This is a genomic window from Paraburkholderia sp. RL18-085-BIA-A, from assembly GCF_046027075.1.
Lineage (GTDB): Bacteria > Pseudomonadota > Gammaproteobacteria > Burkholderiales > Burkholderiaceae > Paraburkholderia.
On sequence record NZ_JARESU010000120.1, the window covers coordinates 1 to 25,410 of the forward strand.

Consider the following 25,410-nt stretch of genomic DNA (forward strand, 5'->3'; position numbering starts at 1 on the left):
CTATTCCTATTCCGAGTCCGAGTCCGAGTCCGAGTCCGAGTCCGAGTCCGAGTCCGAGTCCGAGTCCGAGTCCGAGCCCAAACGACGGTCAAACACAAGGTCAGACGCCGAGTCCGAGTCCGAGTCCGAGTCCAAACGACGGTCAAACGCAAGGACAGACGCCGAGTCCAAGCCCCAGTCCAACTCCAACTCCAACCCCAACCCCGACGCCTTCCCCTGCCACCAACACAGCCCGCATCACAGTCGAACGATTCACGAGCTACGTCAACATCCCATACGTGAGCGTCACGATTTGCATCCCGGGCAGCCAGGGCGCCAATCAATGCGCGACGATCGATCACATGCAGGTCGACACCGGCTCGGTCGGCGTACGTGTGCTCGCCAGCGCTTTAGGCTCGGCCCTCGCTGGCAGCCTGCCGGCGCAAACCGGCGCGACCGACGACCCGACGGGCAACGCGCCGATCGCCGAATGCGCGCAGTTCAACTCCGGCTATTCGTGGGGCGCCATCAAACGCGCGGATGTGACGATCGGCAGCAAGGTGGCGGGCAACATGCCAATCCAGGTGATCGCCGACGGCAAGTACTCGACGCCGTCGGACTGTCTGTCGCGCGGCGGCACCAACCTCAACACGGTGGCCGCGATGGGCGCGAACGGCGTGGTCGGCATCTCGCCGGCGCGGCGCGACTATGCGGCGGCCGCGACATCAGTGCTGCCGGGAACCTACTACTACTGCATGTCCGCGACTTCCTGCACGAGCACACGCGTTGCGCTCGACACCCAGGTGATGAATCCGGTCGCCAACTTCACGTCGGACAACAACGGCACGATCATCCGTTTACCCGCGCTGCCGGCGGGCGGTCAGGCAAGCGCGACAGGCGAGCTGGTGTTCGGCATCGGCACGCAGTCGAACAATGCGTTGCCGTCGAACGCGAACATTCTCACGCTCAACCAGTACGGCTATTTCACGACCACGTACAAGGGCAGCCAATATGTCAGCGCAATCGACAGCGGCTCCAACGCGAATTTCTTCACGGACTACACGGTGCTTTATTCGGGTGACTGGTTCGTGCCGACCACCACGCTCAGCCTGTCAGCGATCCTCACGGGCGCGACTGGCGCGTCCACGCCGGTCACCGTGCCGTTCTCGCTAGCGAATGGGGTGTCGCTGGTAGCCAACCAGTATGCGGCCTATGACAGCCTCGGCTCGCCGATGTACAGCATGTTCCTCTGGGGTCTGCCGTTCTTCTACGGACGCAGTGTCTATACCGCGCTCAGCAATTCGACCATTGGCACGCAGACCGGACCGTTCATCGCCTTCTGACCGTTCTGATCGAAAAAGCTACGGCGCAGGTCGATGTTAAAAAGGCCGCCTCGCAAACGAGGCGGCCTCTCGCCGTCCACATAGCCAGCCATCCGCGCAAACCCGCGCGACCTGCAGCCAAACCACACGCAGACCAGACGCAAACCAGACGCAAGCGAACGGCAAGCCAAAGGCAACCACAAGCAACGCACACGCAAAAAACCACTCACCGCGCCCGCGCTACTCCGTTTCCCTCAGCACCTCCGCCACTGTCCCAAAGATCTCCTCGAGTTGCGCCTCCTCGACGATCAACGGCGGCGAGAACGCCAGAATATCCCCCGTATAACGCGTGAGCACCCCCTTCTCGAAGCAGCGCACGAACACGTCATAAGCACGCGCGCCCGGCGCACCCGCGCGCGGCGCCAACTCCACGCCGCCCACCAGCCCGAGATTGCGCACGTCGATCACGTGCCGTTCGCCGCGCAGCCTGTGGATCGCGTTCTCGAACAGCGGCGCCATTCGCGCCGCCCGTTCGAACAGTTGCTCGCGCTCGTACAGGTCGATCGTCGCACATGCGGCGGCAGCCGCAATCGGATGCCCCGAATACGTGTAGCCGTGGAACAGCTCGATGCCGGCAGGCGCGCCGTCGACGATCGCGTCGTGAATCTTCGCGCTTGCCGCGACGGCTCCCATCGGCGCGGCCGCGTTGTTGGTGCCCTTGGCCATCGTCAGCAGATCGGGCGTGACGCCGAAGTATTGCGCGGCGAACGGCGCGCCGAGGCGTCCCCAGCCGGTGATCACTTCGTCGAAGATCAGCAGGATGCCGTGCCTGTCGCAAATCTCCCGCAACCGTTGCAGGTAGCCTTGCGGCGGAATCAGCACGCCGGTCGACCCGGCCACCGGCTCGACGATCACCGCGGCAATGGTCGACGCATCGTGCAGCGTGACGAGCCGTTCGAGTTCGTCCGCGAGATGCGCGCCCCACGTTGGCTGTCCTTTCGAAAACGCCGCCTCCTTGATATTGAGCGTATGCGGCAAGTGATCGACGGCCGGCAGCAGTCCGCCTGAAAACGCCTTGCGGTTCGGCGCGATGCCGCCCACCGAAATCCCGCCGAAGCCCACCCCGTGATAGCCGCGCTCGCGGCCGATCAAACACGTGCGCTGCCCTTCGCCCCGCGCACGGTGATAAGCGAGCGCGATCTTCAGCGCGGTATCGACCGCCTCCGAGCCCGAGTTCGCAAAGAAGATGTGCTTCAGATCGCCCGGCGTATGACGGGCGATTTTTGTCGCGGCCTCGAAGGCCTTCGGATGACCCATCTGGAAGGTTGGCGCGAAATCCATTTCAGCGGCCTGCGCCTGCACCGCAGCCACGATCTCGTCGCGGCAATGACCCGCGTTGACGCACCACAGGCCCGCGGTGCCGTCGAGAATGCGTCGGCCGTCGTGCGACGTGTAGTACATCCCCTTCGCGCTCGCCAAGAGACGCGGCGCGCTCTTGAACTGACGGTTCGCGGTGAAGGGCATCCAGAAAGCGGACATATCGGGTGGACTGACGCCGGTGCGCTCGTTCATGTCGTGTCTCCTGTGTCGATCGGAGTTAGCGCTTCAGCGCTTACTCCGGTCCCATGCAACGCGGTCGATCGGAGTTAGCGCTTCAGCGCTTACTCCGGTCCCATGCAACGCAGTCGATCGGAGTTAGCGGCTTCAGCGCTTACTCCGGTCCCATGCAACGCGGTCGATCGGAGTCAGTGCTTCAGCGCTTACTCCGATCCCATGCAACGCAGTCGATCGGAGTCAGTGCTTCAGCGCTTACTCCGGTCCCATGCAACGCAGTCGATCGGAGTTAGCGGCTTCAGCGCTTACTCCGGTCCCATGCAACGCGGTCGATCGGAGTTAGCGGCTTCAGCGCTGACTCCGGTCCCATGCAACGCAGTCGACCGAAGTCAGTGCTTCAGCGCTTATTCCGATCCCATACAACGCAGTTGCTCGTGTTCAGTCTTTCAGTGTAGCCACAGCATGGCGCATGCACAAAGGCGCGGCGGCCATGCACCGCCGACGGCCGCTGGCGGACGCGCGCGCTTCGTTGCAGCGCGGCGCGCACCCGAACGAGGCGCCTGCTGCGATCCTGCACCACTTTTGCGCCGCGCCGCGCGCCAGGGCCCCGCTGGCGAGGCGCGCCACAGCACGCAACCTGCGCTGTTCGGGTCGAACTTACCGCATGGCATGTGGCTTGCAGTACACAAGCGGCAAGTCATGCGGGACAAGCCCCGCTGGCTGAAATAGACGCCCATAAACAGTCACCATCAATGGCAAGGGGATATCCATGAAACGTCGCAGTCTATTGAAGTTCGGTTCCATGTCCGGCGCACTGGCGCTGGCGGGTCAGGTGCCGTTCGCCAATGCGCAGTCCGAAAGCGGTCCGATCAAGGTCGGCATCCTGCATTCGCTGTCGGGCACGATGGCCATCTCCGAAACATCGCTCAAGGACACCGCGTTGATGACCATTGCGGAAATCAACAAGAACGGCGGTGTGATGGGCCGTCAGATTCAGCCGGTGGTGGTCGACCCGGCGTCGAACTGGCCGCTGTTCGCCGAGAAAGCGCGCCAGCTGATCACCCAGGAAAAGTGCGCGGCGGTGTTCGGCTGCTGGACTTCGGTGTCGCGCAAATCGGTGCTGCCGGTGTTCGAGGAACTGAACGGCCTGCTGTTTTATCCGGTGCAGTACGAGGGCGAGGAAATGTCGCGCAACGTGTTCTACACGGGCGCAGCGCCGAATCAGCAGGCGATCCCCGCGACCGAATATCTGATGAGCGCGGAAGGCGGCGGCGCCAAGCGCTTCTTCCTGCTAGGCACCGACTATGTGTATCCGCGAACGACCAACAAGATCTTGCGCTCGTTCCTCAAATCCAAGGGCGTCCAGGAAGCCGACATTCAAGAGGTCTACACGCCGTTCGGCCACAGCGACTATCAGACCATCGTCGCCAACATCAAGACCTTCTCGCAAGGCGGCAAGACCGCGGTGATCTCGACGGTGAACGGCGATTCGAACGTGCCGTTCTACAAGGAGCTCGGCAACCAGGGGCTGAAGGCGTCGGACGTGCCGGTGGTGGCGTTCTCGGTCGGCGAGGAGGAACTGCGCGGCATCGACACGAAGCCGCTGGTCGGCAACCTCGCGGCATGGAACTACTTCATGTCGCTGCGCAACCCGTCCAACGAGAAGTTCAAGAAGCAATGGGCCACGTGGGTCAAGGACAACAACTTGCCGGGCGGCACGAAGCGTGTGACCAACGACCCGATGGAAGCGACCTTCGTCGGCATCCACATGTGGAAGCAGGCGGTCGAGAAAGCGAAGAGCACCGAGGTGGACAAGGTGCGCGTCGCGATGATCGGCCAGACCTTCGCCGCGCCGTCGGGCTTCACGCTGGAAATGGACGGCAATCACCATCTGCACAAGCCTGTGATGATTGGCGAAGTGCGCGCCGACGGCCAGTTCAACGTGGTGTGGCGCACCAAGACCGCGATCCGCGCTCAGCCGTGGAGCCCGTTCATCGCCGGCAATTCGAGCAAGCCGGACGTGGTCAGTTCGATCCCGGCGTTCCTGAAGCGCTCGCGCGTCGCCTGACAGGACGGCTCGCCGCGGCGGCGCTTGCTAGCCGCGTAGCCGCGTAACGAGCCGGCGTGATCGCACGGCTCACCGCTCACACCCGCCTTGCGTCGGCACGTCGAGAGTGCCGTGGGTTCGTACCGTGAAGGCGGGTTGCGCGCACGCGCAACCCGACGGTTTCTCTCCAAAGGCCATCATGGCGTTTTCATTGTTCAAATCCGCACGACTCTCACGCATCGCGGAAGCCGCGCCACGGGCGCGACGCTTCGCACGACGTAGCATCGCCGGCGCGGCGCTCGTGCTGCTCGCCGGCGCGCCGCTGGCCGCGTTCGCGCTGAGTCCCGCCGATGTCGCGCCGCTCGCCGGCGACGACTTCGACGCCAAATCCGCGGCGATCGACAAGCTGATCGCTAACCACGACAAGGAATCGCTCGCGGTGCTCAAGGCGCTGTCCGACGACAGCGCGCTCGCCACCGACGCGGGCGCCGTGCTGCTGCAAGACGGCGACACCGCACGCGATGCCGTCACCGGCAAGACCGTCGCGGCCGGCGACGCGCAGCCGGTCACGCTGAACAACCTGCTGCGCTCGAAAGTGGCGGGTGCGCTCGCGGGCCTGCAACTCGACTCGGCCGACCGCGCGACCCGCGAAGCCGCGATCGCGTCGCTGCTGCAAAACCCCGATCCGGCGATCAAGCCGCTGGTCGACGCGGCCCGCGCGAAGGAAACCGATCCGGCCTTGAAACAGCGCCTCGACACGCTGTGGGCGATGACCGCATTGCACGACGCCGACCCGGCCAAGCGCCTCGAAGCCGTGCAACTGGTCGCTGCGCGGCACGACCTCGACATGAACGAACTGCTGCGGCCGCTGATCGCGAAGAAAGCGGACGGCAGCTTCGTCGAAGCCGACGACCGCGTGCGCGCCGCCGCGCAAAGCGGCATCGACGAACTCGATGCAATCCAGCGCCGCAGCCAGATCGCCGGCACGCTGTTCGCCGGCTTGTCGCTCGGCAGCGTGCTGCTGCTCGCCGCGCTCGGCCTTGCGATCACGTATGGACTGATCGGCGTGATCAACATGGCGCACGGCGAATTCCTGATGATCGGCGCGTACGCAACCTATGTCGTGCAGAACCTCTTTCAGCGCTTCGCCCCCGGCGCGTTCGACTGGTATCCGCTGCTCGCGGTGCCGGCGTCGTTCGTGGCGGCGGGGCTGGTGGGCATCGTGCTCGAACGGCTGGTGCTCAAGCACCTGTACGGCCGTCCGCTCGAAACGCTGCTGACCACGTTCGGCGTCAGCCTGATCCTGATCCAGGCGACGCGCATGCTGTTCGGCGCGCAGAACGTGCAGGTGATCAACCCGGCGTGGATGAGCGGCGGCGTGACCGTGCTGCCGAATCTGATCCTGCCGTACAACCGGCTGGCGATTCTGGTGTTCTCGCTGATCGTGGTCGCGATCGCGTGGGCGGTGCTGACAAGGACGCGCCTCGGCCTGTTCGTGCGCGCCGTCACGCAGAATCGCCGGATGGCCGCGTGCGTCGGCGTGAAAACCGCGCGGGTCGATTCGTATGCGTTCGCGTTCGGCGCGGGCATCGCGGGTCTCGGCGGCTGTGCGCTGTCGCAGATCGGCAATGTCGGACCGGACCTCGGCCAGAGCTACATCATCGATTCGTTCATGGCGGTCGTGCTGGGCGGCGTCGGCCAGCTCGCCGGCACGGTGATCGGCGGCTTCGGGCTCGGGCTCGTCAGCAAGGCGATCGAACCGTTCTGGGGCGCGGTGCTCGCGAAGATCGCGGTGCTGGTGCTGATCGTGCTGTTCATCCAGAAGCGTCCGCAGGGCATGTTCGCCCTCAAGGGCCGTAGCGCGGAGGCATGAGATGACTTCTGCCACCTCATCGTCAACCTCGCCGGCTCGCGTCGGCGCAACGAACAGCGGCGCATCGGCGTCCGGACGCGATCTCCAGTCCGGCTTCGCGCTCGGCTTGCCGCCGCGTCCCGCGCTGCTATCGCGGCACGCATGGCTCGCGCTGATCGCGCTGATCATCGTGTTCGGGCTCGGCGTGCCGTTCGCCACGCTGGTGGTGCCCGAGACCAGCGCGCTGCATCTGTCCGCCTACGCGATGACGATCGCCGGCAAGTTCATGTGCTACGCGATCGCGGCGCTCGCGCTCGACCTGGTGTGGGGCTACTGCGGCATTCTGAGCCTCGGCCATGCGCTGTTTTTCGCGCTGGGTGGCTACGCGATCGGCATGTACCTGATGCGCGCGATCGGCCACGAGGGCAAGTACGGCAGCGACCTGCCCGACTTCATGGTGTTTCTCGACTGGCATCAGCTGCCGTGGTACTGGGAAGGCACCCAGCATCTCGGCTATGCGCTGCTGCTGGTGGTGCTGGTGCCGGCGGTGGTCGCGTGGGTGTTCGGCTTCTTCACGTTCCGCTCGCGCGTGAAGGGCGTGTACCTGTCGATCATCACCCAGGCGATGACCTTCGCCGCGATGCTGCTGTTCTATCGCAACGAAACGGGCTTCGGCGGCAACAACGGCTTCACCGACTTCAAGCGCATCGGCGGCTTTCCGATCACGCATCCGGGCACGCGCACTGCCCTGCTGCTGATCACGTTCGCGGTGCTGATCCTCGCGTTCATCGGCGCGCGCGCGATCGTCACGTCGAAGCTCGGCCGCGTGGTCACCGCCGTGCGCGACGGCGAAACGCGTTTGATGTTCCTCGGCTACAGCCCGCTCGCGTACAAGCTGTTCGTGTGGACCGTGTCGGCGGTGCTGTGCGGAATCGCCGGTGCGTTGTATGTGCCGCAGGTCGGCATCATCAATCCCGGCGAGATGTCGCCGGGCAATTCGATCGAGATGGCGATCTGGGTCGCGGTGGGCGGACGCGGCACGCTGATCGGGCCGATCATCGGCGCGTTCGCGGTGAACGGCGCGAAGAGTTTCTTTACGGCGAACTTCCCTGAATACTGGCTGTTCTTTCTCGGTCTGATCTTCGTGCTGGTTCCGCTGCTGCTGCCCAACGGCATCATGGGACTGATCGAACTCGTGACGCGCAGGAGGAGCCGCTGATGAACGAAAACCCGATGGTTCCTGATCTGGCTTTACCGGAAGAACCCGCTGAACACTCGCTGAGCGGCGTCGCGAGCATGGGGCACGCGGTGGTGCCCGGCGAGATCGACATTTCGCACGGCACGATTCTGTACCTCGAAGACGTGACGGTGAGCTTCGACGGCTTTCGCGCGTTGAACGCGCTGTCGCTCGCGATCGACGCCGGCGAATTGCGCTGCATCATCGGCCCGAACGGCGCCGGCAAGACGACGATGATGGATGTCATCACCGGCAAGACGGAGCCGGACTCCGGCAAGGTGTTTCTCGGACAGTCGATCGACCTGACGCGGATGAACGAGCCGTCCATCGCACGCGCGGGGATCGGCCGCAAGTTCCAGAAGCCGACCGTGTTCGAGCAGCATCCGGTGTGGGAAAACCTCGAACTCGCGATGAAGACCGACAAGGGCTGGTGGGCCTCGTTGCGCGCGCGCCTGGATCGTCAGGCGCAGGCGCGCATCGAGGAAACGCTCGCGCTGATCGGTCTGGAGAGCGAAGCGCGGCGCCTCGCCGGCGAGCTGTCGCATGGACAGAAGCAGCGGCTCGAAATCGGCATGCTGTTGATGCAGCAACCGGCGCTGCTGCTGCTCGACGAACCGGCTGCCGGCATGACCGACGACGAGACCATGCAACTCGCCGAGCTGCTCAACCATTTGCGCGGCACCTGTTCGATGATGGTCGTCGAACACGACATGGAGTTCGTGGCGGCGCTGTCGGGCGCCGCCGGCAAGGTGACGGTGATGGCCGAAGGACGCGTGCTCGCGCACGGCACGCTCGACGAAGTCAAGAAAGACGAGACGGTCATCGAGTCATATCTCGGCCGATGAGTGGGCCGATGAATCAAAGGGTCGAACGCAAATGTTAGAAGTAGACAACCTGAACCAGTTCTACGGCGGCAGCCACATCCTGCGCGATGTGAAGCTCACCGTGCCCGACGGCAAGCTCACCGTGCTGCTGGGCCGCAACGGCGTCGGCAAGACCACGCTGCTGCGCTGCCTGATGGGCGTCGTGCAGACGAAAAGCGGCTCGATCGCCTGGCGCGGCACGCCGATCACCAAACTGCCGACCTATTCGCGCGTCGAGCACGGTCTCGCCTATGTGCCGCAAGGCCGCGATATCTTTCCGCGGCTGAGCGTCGAGGAGAATCTGCTGGTCGGCGCGGCCAGCAAGAAAGCGCCGAAGAAAATCCCCGACCGCATCTACGAGCTGTTCCCGGTGCTGAAGGATATGCGCAGCCGTCGTGGCGGCGATCTGTCGGGCGGTCAGCAGCAGCAGCTCGCAATTGGGCGTGCGCTGATGAGCGACCCGCAATTGCTGATCCTCGACGAACCGACCGAAGGCATCCAGCCGTCGATCATTCAGGACATCGGGCGCACGTTGCGTCAACTGGTCGAGGAAATGGGCATGACGGTGCTGCTCGTCGAGCAGTACTACGACTTCGCGAAAGCCATCGCCGATCGCTACTGGGTGATGAGCCGCGGTGAAATCGTCGCGGGCGGCGAAGGCGCGAACATGGACACCGATGGCGTGCGCGCATTGATCGCCGTCTGATTGTCGTGCGATCGCCGGGTGACGGGCACGCGCAAGCCCGCGTGCTATTCTCGCTGCATCCTCGGGCGGTGCGGCTCGCGCTTGTTTTGGGCTTGCCTCGCGCTTGTTTCGCGAACACGAGTTCGTTCCGCCTTCACACTTCAGACCGCTTGCACGTCGTCCACTCGCATGTCGCTTCACGAAAATCACGCCACGCTCGCTAGTGCGCAAGCCGCGGCGCAAACCGCCGCGCATTCGTCATGGCGCGCGCGTCTCGAACTCGGCTTCGTCAAACAGAACGAGCGCACGACGCTCGCGCACCGTCTGCATGTCGGGCCGTTGCGCGTGCAGCGCCCGCTCTATCCCGAAGGCCATGCGATCTGCCATGCGGTGATCGTGCATCCGCCCGGCGGCGTCGCGGGCGGCGATCAGCTCGATATCAAGGTCGACGTCGGCGCTGGTGCGCATGCCGTCATCGCCACGCCCGGCGCAACCAAGTGGTACAAGTCCAATGGCCGCGCCGCGCATCAGCATATCGCCGTGCGCGTCGGCGAACAGGCGCAGCTCGACTGGCTGCCGCAAAACAACATCGTGTTCGACGACGCTAACGCGCACCTCGATTTCTCGCTGACGCTGGCTGAAGGCGCCAGCGCGATTGGCTGGGATGCGACGCAACTCGGCCGGCAGGCGGCCGGCGAACGCTGGTCGGCGGGCCGCTTGCGGGCGGTGTCGCGCATCGTCGGCGCGCGCGGCGAATTGCTGTGGCTCGAACGCGCAAGCCTCGACGCGAACGATCCACTGCGCGATGCGGCCCAGGGGCTGGCGGGGTTTCCCGCCTACGGCACGCTGTGGGCCGTAGGCGCGGCCTGCGACGACGCGCTGGCCGAGTCGCTGACCGCGCAACTGCCGTTCGACGATTCTTTGCGCGCCGCCGCGTCCTGCGTGACGAACGGTGTGGTGCTCGTGCGCGCGGTGTCGCGCTCGATGGAGACCTTGCAGCACGCGTTGACGCGCTGCTGGCTGCAACTGCGGCCGGTCGTGCATGGCGTCGCGGCGGTGCCTTTGCGGATCTGGTCGACCTGAGTCTTTGCAAGCGGCGTTCGATTTCCGCCGCAGCCTTTCACCTTTGCAAGGCCGCCCCTGCACCAGCGCGGCGCATCCACGCGCCCCAATCGGGTGCGTCACCCCTCTTTTCAACCCGGAGCCCCAAGCTGCACCGCGATGGCACACACCTTGCGTCGCCCTGCGCCACGATGCTGCCGCGCTCTGACGGCAGCCGACCGGCTCGCCGCCATCACCACACCGCCACCACCGCCGACAGACCATGAAACGACCACTGCCCCGCCGCGCACGCCGCGCGTTGCTCGCCGCGCTGCTGTTCGCGCCCATCGCCGCCGACCTCGCCTTTCATGCGGTCGCCGCTCACGCGGATACGCTCGACAATATCGCCAAAACCGGTGTGCTGAAAGTGGCCGTGCCGGAAGACTATCCGCCGTTCGGCTCGGTCGGCCCCGACATGAAGCCGCAAGGCTACGACATCGACACCGCCGCGCTGCTCGCGAAGTCGATGAACGCGAAGCTCGAACTCGTGCCGGTCAACAGCGCGAACCGCATTCCGTATCTGCAGACGGGCAAGGTCGATCTGGTGATCTCGTCGCTCGGCAAGACGCCCGATCGCGAGAAGGTGATCGACTTCTCGACCGCCTACGCGCCGTACTACCAGGGCGTGTTCGGCCCCGCCGACATCAAGGTGAGCGGCCCCGCCGATCTCACCGGCAAGACGGTCGGCGCAACGCGTGGCGCGCTCGAGGAAATCGGCCTGTCGCAGATGGCGCCGAACGCGACCATCAAACGCTTCGAGGACAACAACGCGACCATCGCCGCGTTCCTGTCGGGCCAGGTGCAACTGATCGCCGCGGGCAACATCGTCGCGGCCGCGATCATCGCGAAGAATCCGCCGCGCCGGCCCGAGCCGAAGTTCGTGATCAAGAATTCGCCGTGCTTCGTCGGCATGAACAAGAGCGAGCCGCGCCTGCAGCAGAAAGTGGATGCCGCGATCGCGCAGGCGAAGCAGGACGGCACGCTCAACACGATGTCGAAGAAGTGGTTCGGCGCACCGTTGCCGGCCGACATGTAAGCGCGCCGTTAGCCGGACTTGATACCGTGACCGGCTTTTCGAGCCTGTCTGCGCCGTGGACTCGCCGCGTGCGCGGCAAGCGCTCGCCGCCGTGACGCGCAGCGCCTATCATGGTCGCGGGCGGCCCCTGGCGGGACCGCCGGCACGCCCGTCAATACCGAACGCACACCCAAACACACACATTCGATGAAGCTGACACCTCGCGAGAAGGACAAGCTGTTGATCTTCACCGCCGCGCTGCTTGCCGAACGGCGCCGCGCGCGCGGCCTCAAACTGAACTACCCGGAAGCAATCGCCTTCATCACCGCCGCGCTGATGGAAGCGGCGCGCGACGGCAAGACCGTCGCCGAGGTAATGCACTACGGCACCACGCTGCTCACGCGCGACGACGTGATGGACGGCGTGCCGGAGATGATCCCGGACATCCAGGTCGAAGCCACATTCCCCGACGGCACCAAGCTCGTCACCGTTCACCACCCGATCTCCTAAGCGCACAAGGCAGGCCCCATGATTCCCGGCGAACTCCTCATCGACGACGGCGAACACGAGCTCAACGCAGGCCGCGCCACGGTCACGGTGGTCGTGTCGAATACCGGCGACCGCCCGGTGCAGATCGGCTCGCACTACCACTTCTACGAAGTGAACGAAGCGCTCTCCTTCGATCGCGAAACGGCGCGCGGCTTCCGGCTGAACATCGCGGCGGGCACCGCCGTGCGCTTCGAGCCCGGCCAGGAACGCACGGTCGAGCTGGTCGAACTGGCGGGCGACCGTCTCGTCTACGGCTTCAACGGCAAGGTGATGGGCAAGCTGTGACGCGCGACACGCGCTCCCGTGCCCGAATCGCCCTGCTCATTTCCGGACTCACACCATGTCATTACGCATTGGCCGCCGCGCATACGCGGAAATGTTCGGCCCCACCACCGGCGACCGCGTGCGTCTCGCCGATACCGAGTTGCTGATCGAAGTCGAGCGCGACTTCACCACCTACGGCGAAGAAGTCAAATTCGGCGGCGGCAAGGTGATTCGCGACGGCATGGGCCAGTCGCAGCGCGTGCACGCCGACGTAGTCGATACGGTCGTGACGAACGCGGTGATTCTCGACCACTGGGGCATCGTCAAGGCCGACATCGGCATCAAGGACGGCCGCATCGCCGCGATCGGCAAGGCGGGCAATCCCGACATCCAGCCGAACGTGACAATTGCGATCGGCGCGTCCACCGAAGTGATCGCGGGCGAAGGCCTGATCGTGACGGCGGGCGGCATCGACACGCACATTCACTTCATCAGCCCGCAGCAGATCGAAGAAGCGCTCGCGAGCGGTGTGACCACGATGCTCGGCGGCGGCACCGGCCCGGCCACGGGCACCAACGCGACCACCTGCACGCCGGGTCCGTGGCATCTCGAACGCATGCTGCAAGCGGCCGATGGCTATCCGATGAACCTGGGCTTTCTCGGCAAGGGCAACGTGAGTCAGCCGCAGCCCGCGCTGGAGCAGATCGCCTCCGGCGCGATCGGCCTGAAGCTGCACGAGGACTGGGGCACGACGCCCGCTGCGATCGACAACTGCCTCTCGGTTGCCGACGACACCGACACGCAGGTCGCGATTCACACCGACACGCTGAACGAAGCGGGTTTCGTCGAAGCGACGGTGGCCGCGTTCAAGGGCCGCACGATCCACACGTATCACACCGAAGGCGCGGGCGGCGGCCATGCGCCGGACATCATCAAGGTGTGCGGCGAGGCGAACGTGCTGCCCTCGTCGACCAATCCGACTCGCCCGTACACCGTCAACACGCTCGACGAGCATCTCGACATGCTGATGGTGTGTCATCACCTCGACCCATCGATCGCGGAAGATATTGCGTTCGCCGAATCGCGCATCCGCCGCGAGACGATCGCCGCCGAAGATATCCTGCACGATCTCGGCGCGCTGTCGATGCTGTCGTCGGATTCGCAGGCGATGGGCCGGGTCGGCGAAGTGATCATCCGCACCTGGCAGACCGCACACAAAATGAAGGTGCAGCGCGGCGCGCTGCCCGAGGACAACACGCGCCACGACAACTTCCGCGCGAAGCGCTACGTCGCCAAGTACACGATCAATCCCGCGATCACGCACGGCATCGCGCATGAAGTCGGCTCGATCGAACCGGGCAAGTGGGCCGACCTGGTGTTCTGGGAACCGGCGTTCTTCGGTATCAAACCGTCGCTGATCCTCAAAGGCGGGATGATCGCGATGGCGCAGATGGGCGACCCGAACGCATCGATTCCGACGCCGCAGCCGGTCCACTATCGCGAGATGTTCGCGACACGCGGCGGCGCTCGCGCGCGCACCTCGCTGACTTTCGTGTCGCAGATGGCCGCCGACGCGGGCGTGGCCGAACGTTACGGCCTCAATAAGCGTATCGTGGCAGTGAAGAACTGCCGCAACATCTCGAAGGCGGACATGATTCACAACGCGTGGCGTCCGGCGATCAGCGTCGATCCGGAGACCTATCAGGTGATCGCCGACGGCCAATTGCTGACCTGCGAACCGGCCACCGTGCTGCCGATGGCGCAACGCTACTTCCTGTTCTGACCATGCGCACTCTCGACAAACTGCTGGCGCCGCATCTGAAGCTCGCGCCCGTGCTGGTGAAGCGGGCGCCGACACTGACGCTCGCTTTCGACGAACGGCGCAAGAGCCGGCTCGCGGCCACGCTCGATAACGGCGAGGAAGTCGCGCTGCTGCTGCCGCGCGGCGCCGTGCTGCGCGACGGCGACGTGCTGGTCGCCGACGATGGCAACCTTGTGTGCGTGGTCGCCGCGGCCGAAGCGGTGCTTTATGTACGCGCGCATGATGCGTTGACGCTGACGCGCGCCGCGTATCATCTCGGCAATCGTCATACGCCGGTGGAAGTGGGCGCGGATTATCTGAAGCTCGAATACGATCCGGTGCTGGCCGATATGCTCAAACGCATCGGCGCGACGGTCGATCGGGTGTCGATGCCGTTTCAGCCGGAGTCCGGCGCGTACGGCGGCGGGCACAAGCATGGGCATGACGAGACGTTCGCCGAGGACTATGCGCTCGCGCAGCAGGTGTTTGGTGAGCATCATGGGCATGAGGATGCTCACTCGCACGATCATGAGCATGGGCATAGCCACGCTTCGCATGGTCACTCGCATGAGCACGCCCACGATCATGCACACGGCCACGATCACGACCATAGCGCCCACGTACACGACGAATCCTGCGGCCACGCGCATCACCCGCATCATGCGCATCGCTGAACTTACCGCGCTGCTGCATCTCGCGTCGCCGGCGCTGCCGATCGGCGCGTTCAGCTACTCGCAGGGTCTCGAAGCTGCGATCGAAGCGCAACTGATCACCGACGCCGATTCCGCCCGCGCGTGGATCGAAAGCGGCTTGACCGACGTGCTCGCGCGTGGCGAACTGCCGTTCCTCGCGCATCAGATCGAGCGCTGGCGCGCGCATGACGCCGCGGGTCTCGCTGAAGCCAACCGCGAATTCCTCGCGAGCCGCGAGTCCGCGGAACTGCGCCGCGAAACGGAACAGATGGGCTGGTCGCTGCGGCAATTGTGCGTGTCGCTCGAATGGGGCGACGCGTCACGACGCGCGACGCTCGCTTCGCTCACGCCGCTCGCGCAACCCACGGCGTTCGCGTTCGCCGCATACGCGCACGACGCGGCCGTCGATGCCGCGCTCGCCGCTTACGCGTTCAGCTGGGTCGAGAACCAGGCGGCCGCCGCATTGAAGGCCGTGCCGTTGGGACAACTCGCGGGCCAACGCATCATCGTCGCATTGCGCGAGCCGATCGACGCGGCCGTCACGCGCGCGCTCGCCACTTCACCCGAAAACATCAACACGTTCGCGCCGCAACTCGGCATTCTGTCGGCGCGCCACGAGTCGCAGTATTCGCGGCTCTTCCGCTCATAACACGATCCATCATGAACGCACCTCATCATCCCGCCCACTCGTCCGTGCGCACCAGGAAACTGCCGCCGCTGCGCGTGGGCGTCGGCGGCCCGGTCGGCTCGGGCAAGACCACGCTGCTCGAAATGCTCTGCAAGGCGATGCGCGACCAGTACGATCTGGTCGCGATCACCAACGACATCTATACGAAAGAGGACCAGCGCCTGCTGACCGTGGCGGGTGCGTTGCCGGCCGAACGGATCATGGGCGTCGAGACGGGCGGCTGCCCGCATACGGCGATCCGCGAAGACGCGTCGATCAATCTCGAAGCCGTCGACCGCATGCTGACGCGCTTTCCCGATGCCGATATCGTGTTCATCGAATCGGGCGGCGACAACCTCGCGGCGACGTTCAGTCCTGAACTGTCGGACCTGACGATCTACGTGATCGACGTGGCGGGTGGTGAGAAGATTCCGCGCAAGGGTGGCCCGGGCATCACGAAGTCGGACCTGCTGGTGATCAACAAGACGGACCTCGCGCCGATGGTCGGCGCAAACCTCGACGTGATGGCATCGGATGCGAAGAAGATGCGCGGCGAGCGGCCCTTCGTGATGTGCAATCTGAAGGCGCTCGACGGGTTGGATCAAGTCGTGAGGTTTATCGAGAAGAAGGGGTTGTTGAAGGTTTGAGGCTGGGAGGCGCTTGATACAAGCGTTGCACGTACTCCGTTCAGTGCGTCCCTCCAGTTCCCGCATCACTCCGGCAACACCGCCATCAACACATCCACAGTCCGCGCCGTCGCGCCACGATGGCGCGCGGCGAATGCCGAAGCCGCTCCGCCCATCGCCAGGCGCCGCGCCTTGTCGCCAAACAGCTCGCGCAACGCGCGCGCCAGATCGGCCGGGTCTTGCACCTGCACCGCCGCGCCCGCCGCGACCGCATCCGCGGTGGCCTGGGTGAAGTTGAACACATGCGGCCCGATCAGCACCGGCACACCGACCGCGCACGCTTCGATCAGATTCTGTCCGCCGAGCGGCAGCAGACTCCCACCGATGAACGCCAGATCCGCAGCGGCATAGTAAGCGCCCAACTCGCCCATCGAATCGCCCAACAGCACGTTGACGCCGGCAGGCAAGGCCTGCACCGCACCGCTCGTGGCCGCAGCCGCCGACGCCACCTTCGCATCCGGCGCCCACTTCGAACGCCGTTCGAGCCGCAGCCCCGCGTTCTCGACGAGCGCCGCCACTTCGTCGAACCGTTGCGGATGGCGTGGCACCAGGATCAGCAGCGCGTCGTCGACGCCGAGCGCCGCGAGCGCCTGCAATACCAACGCCTCTTCGCCCTCGCGCGTGCTCGCCGCGACCCACACCGGCCGCGTGCCGATCGCCGCGCGCCACGCGTGACCGCGCGCGGCCAGTTCCGGCGGCGTACTCATGTCGAACTTCAGATTGCCGAGCACCGCGACGTTGCGCGCGCCGAGCGCGGTGAGCCGCTCGGCGTCCGACGGACTCTGCGCGAGCACACGCGCAAACCCGCCGAACACGTCTTTGGTCGCGCCGCCGAATTTGGCCGCGCGCTTATACGAACGCGCCGACATCCGCGCATTGGTCAGCACGAGCGGCACCTCGGCGCGCCGACATTCGTCGATCAGCGTCGGCCACACCTCGGTCTCCATCACCAGACCGAGCGACGGCCGCCACGTGCGCAGGAAGCGCCGCACCGCATGCGGCATGTCGTACGGCAAGTAGCTGCGCAACACGCGGTCGCCAAAAATCTCGATGCCGGTTGCGCGGCCGCTCGGCGTCATGTGGGTCAACAGAATGCGCGCATCGGGACGCGCTTTCACAAGTGCATCGATCAGCGGCTGCGCGGCGCGCGTTTCGCCGACCGACACCGCATGCACCCAGATCAACGGCGCGTCGTCTTCAGGCAAGCGCCCGCGCGAGTAGCCGAAGCGCTCGCCGATATGTTCGCGATAACCGCGCTCCTTGCGCGAACGGATCAACAGACGCAGCACGGCAAGCGGGGCGATGATCCACCAGAGCGCGTTGTAGATCGCCCTCAGCATCGACGCTCCGCGTGTTCTGCGTGATGCACGCACTCCGCTTGCTCTACGTGCAGCGCGTTCTTCACGCGCTGCAGCGCACGGCCGCACGCGCCTTGCCAACCGCTCACAAAGTCCACGGCGCTCAAACCAGCGCCCTGCCCTTCAGGCGCTCGAGAATGCCGAGCGGCGCGCATTCCGGCTGCGCCATCGCCTTGACCGGCAGGAAAAAAGTCTGCTCCAGCATGAACTGGCCGGACATCACCGCGTGCGAGGTCTGGTCGGAGAAACACACCCACACGCTGCCCGGCGGGAACGGCATGGTCTCCTGCGGGCTCGACTTCTGATAGTCGAGATCGCCCTTCATGCCGTCGTGCAGATTCAGCATCAGATGGTCGTACTCGCTGCGCCGCGACTTGGTGACGTGCAGCAGATTCAGCAGCCACGCCGACCCCGGCATCTGCGGCTTGATGCGCGGCAGGAAGCGCCGCGCCATGTCCTCGAACGGTTCGCCGACCCGCCACACACGCGGCGCGCCACGCGGGTTGACGTTGGTGAACACGCGCAGAATGCGCTCGCCATAGTTCGGCCGCGACGGGAACGCGTCGACGTGCAGACGGCTGTCGTCCTTACGCCAGGACGTTTCGCGCGTTTCGACCTGATGCAGCCGCAAGCTGGTCGGCGCGACGCGCAGCCGGCCGTTGTATTCGGGAAAGAGCCCGTCGACCAGCGTGCGCGCATTGGCCTGATAACGCGCGATCAACGCCCGCACCGCGGATTGCGTGACGGCGTCGCCGGCCACGCCGTGCAACGCGCCGCCGTTGGGTTCGAGGCTGATGTTCTTGCGGCTCGGATCGGCGAGCGCCGGATCGAGCAGGGCCTGTTCGCCGCCGTCGATCGCAAAGCGCAGATTCGGGAAATACAGCACCTTGCCACGCTCGACGCCTGCGAGCAGTGTCTCGCGCGGCACGGACAGGTTGCGTGCGTGCCAGTCGGCGCTCGCTACTTCGATGATCTGGGTTTCGTTCATGGTCGCCCTTGGGAACGGAGGGTGCGCGAGGCGAAGCGCACCGACGGGTTACAGCAGGCCGAAACCGGCCAGTGCCGACTTGACCTGTTGTAGGGTGGGCGGCTGCCCGGCCGAGCCGAGATTGACGACGTTCGGCGACCAATAGCCGCCGGTGCGCCACGCGGTCGAGAAATTGTACAACTCGACCGTGGGCCGCTTCAGCGCCGCCGCAATGTGCACCAGACCTGTGTCAACCCCGACCGTCGCGGCCGCGCCTTCGATCAGGCCGACCACCGCGGGCAACGACAGCCTCGGCGGTACGATCGCGGCCGCGCCGAATTCCTTTGCGAGACGCTCGCTGGTCGCGCGCTCGGCGTCGCTGCCCCACGGCAACACGATCGACGCGCCGCGCCGCACCAGCGACTGGCCCAGCTCGATCCACGCGGTGTCGGGCCATTGCTTGTCCGCGCGCGACGTGGCGTGCACGAACACAACATACGGCACCGGCAGATTCAGGTTCGCCTCCGACAAAGCCAGCGCGGCGCGCCCGGTGTCGAGGCCGAAGTCGATGTCGTCGGTGGGTTGCGGCGGCGGGTCGTTCAGCGCCGCGGCGACCAATTGCCGCGTGCGTTCGACCACGTGCGTGCGCGGCTCGATCGGCACGCGCTTGTCGTAGAAGAAGCGCACCGGCCATTCGAAGCCCGCGCCGTCGGTGCGGTTCGCGAGGCCGGCCAGCGGTCCGCGCGCCATCCTCGCGACCCACGCGGTCTTGATGAGCCCCTGGCAGTCGATCACGAGGTCGTAGTGCTCGGCGGCGAGCGCGCGGCGGAACGCGCCGATCTCGCGCCAGTTCTCGACCGACAGAATGCGCTTGCGCCAGCGCCGCAGCGAAATGGGAATGGCCCGCCGCACGCCGCCGACGAGCTGCACCAGCCCCACGAAGCTTTCTTCGACGAGCCAGTCGATCTGGGCATCGGGATGGCGGCGTCGGATGTCGGCGATCACCGGCATGTTGTGAACGACGTCGCCCAATGACGACACCCTCACGATCAGTATCTTTTGCACGCTCAAGAGTGGGAAAGCCGGCTATCCGGCCCGCAGATGCGTTGAAAGAGCCCCGTACCCGGCGCTTGGCGCCAGGCCCCCGAGGGGATGAGAAAACTTCGGGCGACCCGGCGCTTCCTCACGAGGACGGCAATTTTAGCGCGTCGCATGTAAATGACATGAAAAAACGCGGCGCGGTAATCAAAACCCGCGCCGCGTTCGACGACAGCAGCGATTCGGACCGGACGAACCGGGTTGAACCGCGCCGCCGCTTCAGCTTTCAGAACGGCAGTTTCGCGTCGGCCTTTTCCGCCAGGATCACGCGACGGAAGTCTTCCTGAATGCGCTTGAGCGCCGCTTCGTTATCGGCTTCGAAGCGCATCACCACGACCGGCGTGGTGTTCGACGAACGCGCGAGACCGAAGCCGTCCGGATACTCGACGCGCAGGCCGTCGATCTTCACCACGTCGTCCGCGCCGGTGAACTTCGCGTTCTGCTGCAAGCGCGCGATCAGTTCGAAGTTCTCGCCTTCTTCGAGCTTCAGTTGCAGCTCCGGCGTGGAGTTCGAGTTCGGCAGCGAGTTCAGCAGCTTGCTCGGATCTTCGACGCGCGTGAGGATTTCGAGCAGGCGCGCGCCAGTGTACAGGCCGTCGTCGAAACCGTACCAGCGGTCCTTGAAGAACACGTGGCCGCTCATCTCACCGGCGAGCGGTGCGCCGGTTTCGCGCAGCTTCGCCTTCACGAGCGAGTGGCCGGTCTTCCACATCAGCGGCTCGCCGCCTTTGTCCTTCACCCACTTCGCGAGGTTGCGCGTGCACTTCACGTCGTAAATGATCTGCGCGCCCTTGTTGCGCGACAGCACTTCTTCGGCGAACAGCATCAGCTGGCGGTCCGGATAGATGATCTGGCCGTCCTTGGTGACGACGCCCAGGCGGTCGCCGTCGCCGTCGAACGCGAAGCCGATTTCCGCATCCGTTTCCTTCAACGCTCGGATCACGTCCTGCAGGTTTTCCGGGTGAGCCGGGTCCGGGTGATGGTTCGGGAAGTTGCCGTCGATCTCGGTGAACAGTTCGACCAGTTCGCAGCCGAGCTTCTTGAACAGCTTCGGCGCGAGGCCGCCGGCGACGCCGTTGCCGGTGTCGACGACGATCTTGATCGGACGCGCGAGCTTGATGTCGCTCGCGATGCGCTCGAGATACGCGTCAGCGATGTCGTACTCGGTGTAGCTGCCGCTGCCGTCGCTGAAGTTCTCGTCGACGATGCGCTGATGCAGCGCGAGAATCTGTTCGCCGTAAATGGCCGCGCCGCGCAGGACCATCTTGAAGCCGTTGTAGTCAGGCGGATTGTGGCTGCCCGTCACGACGATGCACGAATCGACGCGGCGTTCGCCGCCTTCGAGCTGCAACGGTACGCTTGCCGCGAAGTAGCCGACCGGCGTGGGCACCATGCCGACGTTGACCACGTCGACGCCGGCCGCGCGCAGCCCGTCCGACAATGCCTGAATCAGCTCGGGACCGGACAGGCGACCGTCGCGCGCGACCACCACCGCATCGCCGCCCTGCGCGCGCACTTCGCTGCCGAACGCGCGGCCGATGGAACGCGCGGCATCGGCGTCGAGCGTCTTGCCGATCACGCCACGAATGTCATACGCCTTGAAAATGGATTTGGAGATCATGTTGGCTCACTTACGTGCAATGGAAAATTTTGACCGGCGCACCGATGACTATCGGTAAAACTCACTGTGAAACCAGCGGTAAAACCAGTGATGAAAAGTAGCGCTAAAACGCTGCGGTACGCCCTTGCCGGAAGCGATCCGGTTCCAACTTATAATTGCGTTTTTCTGACCTGACTGAACAACGCCATTCTAATGCTTAGACGCCCTCCTTTTGTAAAGTTGCCGCGACAGTCGGCCAGGTGGGCAACCGCACACAGCGCCGCCGCGCTTTCCACATACATGGACCGGCGAGCGGTCACCGGATGCTGACACTCAAGCGCTTCGCCAATCCCGACGTCACGCGCGCGTTCACGAATATCGTCTGGCTCGGACTCGAAAGACTCACGCAGATCGGCGTGGCGATCGTGATCAGCGGCGTGCTGGCGCGCTACTTCGGGCCGGACGTGTTCGGCAAATGGCAATACGCGAACACGCTGCTGCTGGTGCTCTCGCCGATCACCTGGGTCTGCGGCGCGGAAATCCTCGTACCCACCATCGTCGGCCGGCCGCCCGCGCAACTCGGCACCGTGCTAGGCAGTGCATTCGCGTTGCGCTTTTCGGTGTCGGTCGCGGCGTTGCTGCTCACGTGGCTCGGCATCGCGCTGCATGTGTTCGAGCCGCTGGTCGGCGCGATGCTCGCGGGCCTCGCGGTGACGATGCTGTTTCGCGAACCGTTCGTGGGCGTGATCAACGCGTGGCTGCAAAGCATGACCTATAGCAAGCCGCAGTTGCTCACCAGTATGAGCACGGCCGTGCTCAAGGCAGGCTGCGTGTACCTGCTGGTGCGTGCGGCGGCGGCGCCCGCGCGCTTCGGCTGGCTGTGGGCGCTCGAATCCGCGGCGATCGGCGCGGTGCTGCTGATCTACTTCATGCGCCGGCATGGCGGCCGGCTCGGCTGGCAGGTCGACCGTGCGCTCTTCAGGCACTTCGCGAGCGCGGGCACGGTATTCTGGCTCGGCCTGATCTGTATGTATCTGTTCCTGAAACTCGACCGGCTGATGCTCGAACGCGCGATCTCGTTCGCGGACCTGGGCCGCTATTCCGCCGCCCAGCAGTTGAACGAAAACTGGATCACGCTCGCGCTGATGCTCGCGCAGACCATCGCGCCCGCGTTCGTCTACCGGGTGCAGGAAACCGCGCAACTGCGCCGCAATATGTGGCGGCTCACCGCGATGACCGCCGCGTTGATGGTGAGCGGCGCGTTCGTGCTGGACCTGCTCGCCGGCTTCATCATTCGCCGCGTGTTCGGGCCGGACTTCGAAGGCGCGATCGATATCTTCCGCTGGGCCGTGTGGCTGTCCGTACCCGCCGGCATCGAAGCGATCGGCAATCTGATCGTGCTGAAGTATCAGGCCAAGTTCGTGTTGCTCTGCAAATGGCTGTTCGCGCTCGCGGTGGCGTTCGCGGTGAACCTCGTCGCGATCGGCCGGCTCGGCGCCTACGGCGCGCTCGTGGGACTCGCGGCCGGCTACGTGGCCGCCGCCTGTGTGAACTTCTACTACATCCGCTTCAGGCTCGCCTCATGACGCCCTCCCCCGCCACCGGACGCACCGGCGCGCTCGCCGACGTCGCCGTGCTGATGCCCGCCTACAACGGTCAGGCCGACGTCGAGCGCTCGCTCGCTTCGTTTCGGGAGGACGCACCCGTCTACGCACTCGTCGTCGACGACGGCAGCACGCCGCCGATCGTCGCGCCCGCGGTGCCCGGCATGCACGTCGAGGTGCTGCGCATGGCCCGCAACGGCGGCATCGAGCGCGCGCTCAAGGCCGGCATCGACGCGCTCGCCGAACGCGGCTTTCGCTACGCCGCGCGCATCGACGCGGGCGACCTCGCCGCGCCGCAGCGCCTTGAGAAGCAGCGCGCACGCATGGAGGCATCGCAGAAGCTCGCGGCGCTCGGCATGTGGACGCAGGTCGTCAATCGCGCGGGCGAGCCGCTCTTCCTGCTCACGCCGGCCGCCGATGCGCATACGCTGCGGCGCACACGCTTCCTGCGCTCGCCGCTCGTGCATCCTTCAGTGATGCTGCGCGTCGATGCCGTGCGGGAGGTCGGCAACTATGGCGAGCAATATCCGGCGGCCGAAGACCTCGATCTGTTTCTGCGGCTCATGGCGCGCTACGACTGCGAGAATCTGCCGGAGGTGGGGCTTGACTACGAGATCAACGAAGGCGGGATCAGCGCGACGAAAAGAAAGAAGCAGATCATATCGACGTTCAAACTGCAGCTGCGCTACTTCAACGTCTTCAACCCGTATGACTGGGCCGGACTCGTCAAGATCGCACTGCATTTCGTGACGCCCTACGGCGTGCTACATCGCATCAAGCGGCGCATCTACAACGACGCGTGATCCGCTAAAAAAATGATGGGCGCCGAAATGTTCTTAACAACCCCTACCGTTTCTTGAAAGTTCCCGCAGACGAGCGATGCCATCTTCACCGAAGCGGCGGCGCAGCAGCACAGAAGGCGATCCTGACGTCGTCTAGCGTCACGGTAGTCGAGCCGTCACACACAGCGCTGCCTACAAGTCGCGTCGAAGTCGTTGGTCTCGAACAACGCGCGAACGGGGTCATGCCTCAAACGCCACGCATGCGCTATAGCCCGGAATGACCGTCAACCAGCGATAGCGCAGCGCGGCCACAGCAGCGACGCGCTCGGAGCGAATCGAAGGCTGCTGCACATCCTCTGCGGCGAGATCCACCGATAGGTCTCGTAGGCTCTCACCAATTCCCAGCCCGGTGGCCTTAAGCAAAGCTTCCTTGGCAGTCCAGCACCGAAAAAATCCTGGCACCTGCTGTGCGGGCGCCATCTGCTCGATGACGACAAGCTCGTCTTCCGTACAAACGACATTTCCTAATAGCCGCCAATCTGTCTTCAGTTCGATGTGCTCGATATCGACACCGACGGCGCGCTTCTCCGATATCACAATTAACGCATATGCTCCCGAATGAGACACGTTGAACGACAGGTCTGGATAGTCGGCAAGCGATGGACGACCATACGGCCCGCTAGCAAAACACAGTGCGGATGGAGACGCACCGACACGATCAGCGAGCAACCACCTTAGTGTGGCGCGCGTCACCACAAAACGGACGCGATCACGATGCCTTAGGTACCGGGCTGCTCTCTCTCGTTCCGGAACGTCGAGGATATCCTGCTCGAGCAACGAAGCGGCGTTCTCATCGGGAATTGCAACTTTCCATACGTGAACATCGGCAGGCCACTGTCCATACGACGCCGTCGGGACCAGTCTAGAGGCGACGTTTTGAAAGGCAAACATCTAAGCTTCGAACGAAATCAATGCTGTTCTCCTGATTCATGCCCGACGCGAAGGCGCGCGATTTATCGCGCGCGCGATCAAGCATATGAGTCGCGTTCGCTACTCTCGGGCTCCGCCTGAAACCTTGATCGTACTGCGGGAGCGTCAGCTACAGCCAGTGTTCCCTCAAAGAGCATGACTATGCGGTCCGCGCAATCAAAATACGCGTCGTCACCTGAAATGACAATCACCGTCTTGCCTCGGCTCTTGAGTTCGGGCAGCAGTTCCCAGTATCGCGCCCGCTGAAGCTGCGACAAACTACTACCGGCAACTTGAAACATCTGCCGCTGAACTTGTATTGACTTAAACCAACCAGCCTCCACGATTTCCGGGGCGGTTCAAAGAAAGTGAAAGCTACCCCGGACAGGGGCACCATACTGGCAAACCCTCGTTCTCTGCGACCGTTACCAGGCAAGGCTTCCAGCCGTTGACCTGGTTGCAGCGTCCACAGAAACAGGTTCCGTGGGAGCCAGTGGGGAATTCGCGGGCGCTTTGCGGAAACCGGACGGTACCCGCTGCGGTCCTATCTCGACGCGCACTGCGCCGCGCTCGCATGGATACGCAAACATTCCGACGCTACTGACGCGCGCTCGCGGCAGCGCAACGCGCCATGACCTCAACCGCAGGAACAAAGTGCCATTGCCGGAACTCCGGGTCGTAAAGCGCGAACTGGTCAAAACCGGGTTTCGCGCAGTCC

At 64.8% G+C, this 25,410-nt stretch carries 21 protein-coding genes and 1 pseudogene; 16 read left to right on the forward strand and 6 right to left on the reverse strand.

Annotation, left to right across the window (positions count from 1 at the left end; translation table 11 throughout):
• Positions 1 to 230: 230 nt before the first annotated feature.
• Positions 231 to 1,322, forward strand: a pseudogene (locus tag P0D89_RS41015) (DUF3443 domain-containing protein); the annotation flags it as partial.
• A 219-nt stretch (positions 1,323 to 1,541) separates the two neighbouring features.
• On the opposite strand, the gene aptA reads toward P0D89_RS41015, so the two are convergent.
• Positions 1,542 to 2,873, reverse strand: a complete 1,332-nt coding sequence (gene aptA, locus P0D89_RS41020) for an omega-aminotransferase AptA (RefSeq protein ID WP_408354741.1) — start codon at positions 2,871 to 2,873, stop codon at positions 1,542 to 1,544.
• Positions 2,874 to 3,624: 751 nt separating this feature from the next.
• On the opposite strand from aptA, the gene urtA reads away from it, so the two are divergent.
• The 13 genes from urtA (at position 3,625) to ureG (ending at position 16,275) form a co-directional block, all read left to right on the forward strand.
• Complete coding sequence (gene urtA, locus P0D89_RS41025; protein WP_408354744.1) at positions 3,625 to 4,923, forward strand: urea ABC transporter substrate-binding protein; 1,299 nt, start codon at positions 3,625 to 3,627, stop codon at positions 4,921 to 4,923.
• 178 nt (positions 4,924 to 5,101) lie between these two features.
• Positions 5,102 to 6,775, forward strand: a complete 1,674-nt coding sequence (urtB, locus tag P0D89_RS41030; protein WP_408378404.1) for an urea ABC transporter permease subunit UrtB — start codon at positions 5,102 to 5,104, stop codon at positions 6,773 to 6,775.
• Between the two features lies 1 nt (position 6,776).
• Positions 6,777 to 7,973 (forward strand): urea ABC transporter permease subunit UrtC, encoded by a 1,197-nt coding sequence (gene urtC / locus P0D89_RS41035; protein ID WP_408354750.1) that lies wholly within the window; start codon positions 6,777 to 6,779, stop codon positions 7,971 to 7,973.
• Positions 7,973 to 8,836, forward strand: coding sequence for an urea ABC transporter ATP-binding protein UrtD (gene urtD, locus P0D89_RS41040; protein ID WP_408378406.1), 864 nt, complete (start codon positions 7,973 to 7,975; stop codon positions 8,834 to 8,836). Before urtC ends, urtD begins: the two co-directional genes overlap by 1 nt.
• A gap of 31 nt (positions 8,837 to 8,867) precedes the next feature.
• Positions 8,868 to 9,560, forward strand: a complete 693-nt coding sequence (gene urtE / locus P0D89_RS41045) for an urea ABC transporter ATP-binding subunit UrtE (protein WP_408354756.1) — start codon at positions 8,868 to 8,870, stop codon at positions 9,558 to 9,560.
• A gap of 168 nt (positions 9,561 to 9,728) precedes the next feature.
• Positions 9,729 to 10,622, forward strand: coding sequence for an urease accessory protein UreD (locus P0D89_RS41050; protein WP_408354759.1), 894 nt, complete (start codon positions 9,729 to 9,731; stop codon positions 10,620 to 10,622).
• A gap of 241 nt (positions 10,623 to 10,863) precedes the next feature.
• Positions 10,864 to 11,676, forward strand: a complete 813-nt coding sequence (locus P0D89_RS41055) for a transporter substrate-binding domain-containing protein (protein WP_408378409.1) — start codon at positions 10,864 to 10,866, stop codon at positions 11,674 to 11,676.
• 186 nt (positions 11,677 to 11,862) lie between these two features.
• A complete protein-coding gene (gene ureA / locus P0D89_RS41060) occupies positions 11,863 to 12,165 on the forward strand; it encodes an urease subunit gamma (RefSeq protein ID WP_408354765.1) in 303 nt (100 codons plus the stop codon).
• A gap of 18 nt (positions 12,166 to 12,183) precedes the next feature.
• Positions 12,184 to 12,489, forward strand: coding sequence for an urease subunit beta (locus tag P0D89_RS41065; protein ID WP_408354768.1), 306 nt, complete (start codon positions 12,184 to 12,186; stop codon positions 12,487 to 12,489).
• A gap of 55 nt (positions 12,490 to 12,544) precedes the next feature.
• Complete coding sequence (ureC, locus tag P0D89_RS41070) at positions 12,545 to 14,251, forward strand: urease subunit alpha (RefSeq protein WP_408378411.1); 1,707 nt, start codon at positions 12,545 to 12,547, stop codon at positions 14,249 to 14,251.
• Positions 14,252 to 14,253: 2 nt separating this feature from the next.
• Complete coding sequence (ureE, locus tag P0D89_RS41075) at positions 14,254 to 14,943, forward strand: urease accessory protein UreE (RefSeq protein WP_408378414.1); 690 nt, start codon at positions 14,254 to 14,256, stop codon at positions 14,941 to 14,943.
• Positions 14,930 to 15,610 carry an urease accessory protein UreF gene (locus tag P0D89_RS41080; protein WP_408378425.1) on the forward strand — a complete coding sequence of 227 codons (681 nt, stop codon included), beginning with the start codon at positions 14,930 to 14,932 and terminating at the stop codon, positions 15,608 to 15,610. The genes ureE and P0D89_RS41080 overlap by 14 nt, the downstream gene beginning before the upstream one ends.
• 11 nt (positions 15,611 to 15,621) lie before the next feature.
• On the forward strand, positions 15,622 to 16,275 hold the full coding sequence (gene ureG, locus P0D89_RS41085) for an urease accessory protein UreG (protein ID WP_408354775.1): 654 nt from the start codon (positions 15,622 to 15,624) through the stop codon (positions 16,273 to 16,275).
• A gap of 65 nt (positions 16,276 to 16,340) precedes the next feature.
• On the opposite strand, the gene waaA is transcribed toward ureG, so the two are convergent.
• The 4 genes from waaA to P0D89_RS41105 form a co-directional block, all read right to left on the reverse strand.
• Positions 16,341 to 17,654: a lipid IV(A) 3-deoxy-D-manno-octulosonic acid transferase gene (gene waaA / locus P0D89_RS41090; RefSeq protein ID WP_408354778.1), complete on the reverse strand. Its 1,314-nt coding sequence runs from the start codon at positions 17,652 to 17,654 to the stop codon at positions 16,341 to 16,343.
• Between the two features lie 121 nt (positions 17,655 to 17,775).
• Positions 17,776 to 18,660 (reverse strand): Kdo hydroxylase KdoO, encoded by an 885-nt coding sequence (gene kdoO, locus P0D89_RS41095; protein ID WP_408354781.1) that lies wholly within the window; start codon positions 18,658 to 18,660, stop codon positions 17,776 to 17,778.
• A gap of 48 nt (positions 18,661 to 18,708) precedes the next feature.
• A complete protein-coding gene (waaC, locus tag P0D89_RS41100; RefSeq protein WP_408378417.1) occupies positions 18,709 to 19,710 on the reverse strand; it encodes a lipopolysaccharide heptosyltransferase I in 1,002 nt (333 codons plus the stop codon).
• Between the two features lie 253 nt (positions 19,711 to 19,963).
• Positions 19,964 to 21,358 (reverse strand): phosphomannomutase/phosphoglucomutase, encoded by a 1,395-nt coding sequence (locus P0D89_RS41105; RefSeq protein WP_408354787.1) that lies wholly within the window; start codon positions 21,356 to 21,358, stop codon positions 19,964 to 19,966.
• 302 nt (positions 21,359 to 21,660) lie between these two features.
• Between P0D89_RS41105 and P0D89_RS41110 the strand changes: the two genes are divergently transcribed.
• Together P0D89_RS41110 and P0D89_RS41115 are read left to right on the forward strand one after the other, a co-directional pair.
• On the forward strand, positions 21,661 to 22,923 hold the full coding sequence (locus P0D89_RS41110; RefSeq protein WP_408354790.1) for an oligosaccharide flippase family protein: 1,263 nt from the start codon (positions 21,661 to 21,663) through the stop codon (positions 22,921 to 22,923).
• On the forward strand, positions 22,920 to 23,744 hold the full coding sequence (locus P0D89_RS41115) for a glycosyltransferase (RefSeq protein ID WP_408378420.1): 825 nt from the start codon (positions 22,920 to 22,922) through the stop codon (positions 23,742 to 23,744). The genes P0D89_RS41110 and P0D89_RS41115 overlap by 4 nt, the downstream gene beginning before the upstream one ends.
• A gap of 219 nt (positions 23,745 to 23,963) precedes the next feature.
• Here P0D89_RS41115 and P0D89_RS41120 read toward each other — a convergent pair whose 3' ends face one another.
• Positions 23,964 to 24,674, reverse strand: a complete 711-nt coding sequence (locus P0D89_RS41120) for a 4'-phosphopantetheinyl transferase family protein (protein ID WP_408378422.1) — start codon at positions 24,672 to 24,674, stop codon at positions 23,964 to 23,966.
• Between the last annotated feature and the right edge of the window lie 736 nt (positions 24,675 to 25,410).